2 protein-coding genes and 1 pseudogene are annotated in these 3,295 nt (G+C 72.9%); all 3 read left to right on the plus strand.

The genetic code is table 11. From position 1 onward, the window contains the following. Positions 1-840, plus strand: an 840-nt coding sequence (locus MXD58_RS23465; RefSeq protein WP_250609933.1) for a polyprenyl synthetase family protein, incomplete at its 5' end; no start/stop codon positions are given. Between the two features lie 182 nt (positions 841-1,022). Beyond that, positions 1,023-3,161: a squalene--hopene cyclase gene (shc, locus tag MXD58_RS23470; RefSeq protein ID WP_248841399.1), complete on the plus strand. Its 2,139-nt coding sequence runs from the start codon at positions 1,023-1,025 to the stop codon at positions 3,159-3,161. Positions 3,162-3,231: 70 nt separating this feature from the next. Further along, positions 3,232-3,295: pseudogene (locus MXD58_RS31255) on the plus strand (zinc-dependent metalloprotease); the annotation flags it as partial.

Raw genomic sequence — 3,295 nt, forward strand, 5'->3', positions numbered from 1 at the left:
GCGCTGGCGCTGCTGTCCGCCGAGGCGGCCGGCGCGTCCGCCGAGGTCGGCCTGCCGGCGGCGGTCGCCGTCGAGCTGGTGCACGACTTCTCGCTGCTGCACGACGACCTGATGGACGGCGACACCGAGCGCCGGCACCGGGCGACCGCCTGGACGGTCTTCGGTGCCGACGGCGCCATCCTCGCCGGCGACGCCCTGCTCAGCCTCGCCGTGCAGATCCTGCTCGAGGTCGAGGGGGAGCCCGCCCGGCGGGCCGCCCTGATCCTCAGCCAGGGCGTGCAGGACCTCGTCCGCGGCCAGGCCGAGGACCTGATGTTCGAGCACCGCTCCGACGTCACGGTCGCGGACACGCTGCGGATGGAGGACGGCAAGACCGGCGCGCTGCTGGCCTGCTCGGCCTCGCTGGGCGCGGTGCTCGCCGGCGCCCCGCAGGAGACCGTCGACGCGCTCGCCGAGTACGGCTCGCGCCTCGGCACGGCCTTCCAGCTCATCGACGACCTACTCGGCATCTGGGGCGACCCGACCGTCACCGGCAAACCGGTGCTGTCGGACCTTCGCTCGCGAAAGAAGTCGGTGCCCGTCGTCGTTGCACTCGAGGCGGGTGGTGCCGCGGCCGACGAGCTGCGTGCGTTCCTCACGTCGACGGGTGACTCCACCGAGGCGGAGCTGGCCCACATCGCCGAGCTGGTCGAACGGGCCGGCGGTCGGGACTGGACCACCGCGGAGGCGGACCGCCAGCTCAAGGCGTGTGAGAACGTACTGCGCTCGCTGTCGATGCCGGCGGAGGTCGAGGCCGAGCTGCTCGCCCTCGCCCGCTTCGTGACCGAGCGCGATCGTTGAGGGAGGCCGCAGGTGTCCACAGGCGCTTATGCCGCCTGGACCACCCGCCGACCCGCATCGGGACGGGGTGAGACCAGGTGGCCGGACGCTGATCCACCGGGCCGCCACGCCCCCGAACCGACCGGCGATCAGTCTGCTGATCGTCCGCTAGACCATCGCCCGTACGACGAGGGGAGTCGTCGATGAGCCTGACCTCGGACCCGTCCCCGGCTGCTCCGACTGCCGAGAAGAGCCCCAGGCGGCCCGCCATCCCGGCGCCCGCCACGGCCGACGCCTACGGGATCTCCCGGTCCTCACCGCCGCTGCCCGCTGCCGCGACGGCGACGGCCACCGCGACGGCCACCGCGACGGCCACGGCCGAGCGGCCCGACCAGGTCACCGCGCGCCTGGCCACCGAGCGGGCCCGTGACCACCTGCTCGCCCTCCAGTCGGAGGAGGGCTGGTGGAAGGGCGACCTCGAGACCAACGTCACGATGGACGCCGAGGACCTCTTCATGAAGGAGTTCCTCGGCATCCGCGGCGAGGAGGAGACCGAGCAGAGCGCCCGCTGGATCCGGTCGCAGCAGCTCGCGGGCGGCGGCTGGGCCACTTTCTACGGCGGTCCGGTCGACCTGTCCACCACCATCGAGGCCTACATCGCGCTGCGCCTCGCCGGCGACGCGCTGGATGCCCCGCACATGGCCCGGGCAGCCGGGCTGGTGCGGGACATGGGCGGTGTGCACGCCTCCCGGGTGTTCACCCGGATCTGGCTGGCCGCGCTCGGCCAGTGGTCGTGGGACGACGTGCCGGTGATCCCGCCGGAGCTGATCTTCCTGCCGTCGTGGGTTCCGCTGAACGTCTACGACTTCGCCTGCTGGGCCCGCCAGACGATCGTCGCGCTGACGATCGTCGGTTCGCTGCGCCCGGCACACGACCTCGGTTTCGACATTGACGAGCTCAAGGTGCCCGCCGACGAGCGTCCGCCGGCGCCGCTGCGTAGCTGGGAGGGTGCCTTCCAGCGGCTCGACAAGCTGATGCACCGGTACGAGCGCAGGCCGATCAAGCTGCTGCGCACCCTCGCGCTGCGCCGCGCCACCGAGTGGGTTGTCGCCCGCCAGGAGGCCGACGGGTGCTGGGGCGGCATCCAGCCGCCGTGGGTGTACTCCGTCATGGCGCTGCACCTGATGGGGTATCCGCTGAACCACCCGGTGATCGCCACCGCGTTCCGCGGCATGGAACGCTACGTGATCCGCCGCGACACCCCGGAAGGCCCGATCCGCCAGATCGAGGCCTGCCAGTCGCCGGTCTGGGACACCGCGCTCGCGGTCGTGGCCCTGGCCGACGCCGGCGTTGCCGGTGACCACCCGGCGATGGTGAAGGCGGGCCAGTGGCTCGTTGACGAGGAGGTCCGGGTCGCCGGCGACTGGGCGGTGCGCCGTCCGGAACTCGCCCCCGGCGGCTGGGCGTTCGAGTTCGACAACGACTTCTACCCCGACGTTGACGACACCGCCGAGGTCGTGCTGGCACTGCGCCGGCTGCTCGGCGGCGGGCACGTCGCCCCGAACAACGAGCAGCACCGCGACGCCGACCGGCCCACCGTCGCGGCGGCCGACCCGGCACTGGCCGGGGCGATCCGCGCGGCCGCGGCCCGCGGGGTCGACTGGAGCGTCGGGATGCGTTCGTCCGACGGCGCCTGGGGCGCCTTCGACGCGGACAACGTCCGGATGCTCACGACCAAGATCCCGTTCTGCGACTTCGGTGAGGTCGTCGACCCGCCGTCGGCGGATGTCACCGCGCATCTCGTCGAGATGCTCGCTGACCTGGGCCGATCCGATCACCCGATCACCCAGCGGGCGGTGCAGTGGCTGCTGGACAACCAGGAGCCCGGCGGTTCCTGGTTCGGCCGCTGGGGCGTCAACCACGTCTACGGCACCGGCGCGGTCGTGCCCGCGCTGATCGCGGCCGGGGTTCCGACCGACCATCCGGCGATCATCGCCTCCGTGCGGTGGCTGCTCGAACACCAGGCACCCGAGGGCGGCTGGGGCGAGGACCTGCGCTCCTACACCGATCCGGCCTGGATCGGCCGGGGCGCGCTCACCGCCTCGCAGACCGCCTGGGCGCTGCTCGCCCTGCTCGCCGTCGACCCGGACAGCCGGGCCGTCGAGCGCGGTGTCCGGTGGCTGTGCGAGACCCAGCGGCCCGACGGCACCTGGGACGAGCCCTACTTCACCGGCACCGGCTTCCCGTGGGACTTCTCGCTGAACTACCACCTGTACCGGCTGGTCTTCCCGCTGACCGCACTCGGCCGGTACGTGAGCCTCACCGGGGGGAGCACGCCGTGAACTCCTCCGCATCCCCTGGCGGTGAGGGGACCGGCGCCGACGGCATCGCAACGGGTGACCTGCCGCCGGCCGGGAGGCCGCCTCCAACCGACTGTTCGCCCACGTGCCGTGGCTGCGCGCGCACGTGCTCGGCG

The organism is Frankia sp. AgKG'84/4 (genome assembly GCF_023242965.2).
In the GTDB taxonomy this organism is placed as follows: domain Bacteria; phylum Actinomycetota; class Actinomycetes; order Frankiales; family Frankiaceae; genus Frankia.

Bases quoted from the DNA above. Each gene is read 5' to 3' on its own strand.
- shc (WP_248841399.1), top strand. From the start codon at position 1,023: ATGAGCCTGACCTCGGACCCGTCCCCGGCTGCTCCGACTGCCGAGAAG.